Below are 1,223 nucleotides of genomic sequence, written 5' to 3'. Positions count from 1 at the left end.
GCTGGAACATCATCGGCGGCTACGCCGGCTATGCCTCCTTCGGCAATTCCGTCTTCTATGGCCTGGGCAGCTATGGCGTGGCCATAGCCATGGTGCAGTGGGGGCTGCCGTTCGGCGTGGGCCTGGCCTTCGGCGTCGCGCTGGCGGTGGTCTTCGCCTTCGTGCTCGGCCTGCCGGTGCTGCGGCTCAGGGGGCACTATTTCGCCATTGCCACGCTGGCGCTGTCGCAGGTCATGACGGCCATCGTCTCGAACGTCGAGCTGGCCGGCCGCAACATCGGCCTGGTGCTGCCGCCGCTGAACAACGACCGGCTGTTCTACGAGCTCGCGCTCGCGCTGCTGGTGGTGGCCACGCTGACCATCTTCTGGCTGACGCGCAGCCGCTTCGGCTTCGGGCTGATCGCCATCCGCGAGAACGAAGAGGCCGCCGCCGTCATGGGCGTGAACACCACGCTGTACAAGGTGCTCGCGTTCGCGCTCTCGGGCGTGTTCAGCGCGCTGGCCGGCGGCATCCACGCCTACTGGATCACCTTCCTCGACCCCGAGAGCGCGTTCGACATCGGCCTCAACGTCAAGATGATCATCATGGCCGTGTTCGGTGGCCCCGGCACGGTGTTCGGCCCCATCGTCGGCGCCTTCACGCTGTCGGCGATCTCGGAATACCTGGCCAGCGCCGTCACCAGCATCGCGGGGCTGTTCTTCGGCATCGTCATCGTGGTCGCCGTGGTGCTGATGCCGCGCGGCCTGGCCGACCTGCTGCGCCACCTGCGCAAGACCGGCTGGCGCTACTTCATCGACAACATCAAGGCGCACCGGCTATGAGCGCGCTGCTCGAAGTCCGCCACGCCACGCGGCGCTTCGCCGGGCTGGTGGCCGTGAGCGATGTCAGCTTCACGCTCGCGCCCGGCGAGATCCTCGGCCTGATCGGACCCAACGGCGCGGGCAAGACCACGCTGATCAGCCTCATCAGCGGCACGCTGGCCGCCAGCGAGGGCGAGGTGCTGTTCCAGGGCGAGCGCATCAATCGCCTGCCGGCCTACCAGCGCGCGCGCCTGGGCATAGGCCGCACGTTCCAGATCATGCGGCCGTTTCCGGGCCTGTCGGTGCTCGACAACGTGGCCATCGGCGCGCTGTTTGGCCATGCCGCCAAGCGTGCCAGCCTGGCACAGGCGCGCGAGCAGGCGCGCGAATGCCTCGCTTTCGTGGGCATGGGCGCGTACGCCG

General features: G+C 68.4%; 2 protein-coding genes. Both read left to right on the top strand.

The features are described 5' to 3' along the window. A partial coding sequence (locus QZH66_RS16410) for a branched-chain amino acid ABC transporter permease (RefSeq protein WP_305806944.1) occupies nucleotides 1-821 on the top strand: 821 nt, incomplete at its 5' end. Continuing rightward, a partial coding sequence (locus QZH66_RS16405; RefSeq protein WP_305806943.1) for an ATP-binding cassette domain-containing protein occupies nucleotides 818-1,223 on the top strand: 406 nt, incomplete at its 3' end. The genes QZH66_RS16410 and QZH66_RS16405, both read left to right, overlap by 4 nt.

Source organism: Stenotrophomonas sp. YIM B06876 (assembly GCF_030711595.1).
GTDB lineage: Bacteria > Pseudomonadota > Gammaproteobacteria > Xanthomonadales > Xanthomonadaceae > Stenotrophomonas.
Note: the sequence above shows the minus strand (reverse complement) of the source record. Positions and strands in the feature narration are given on the sequence as shown.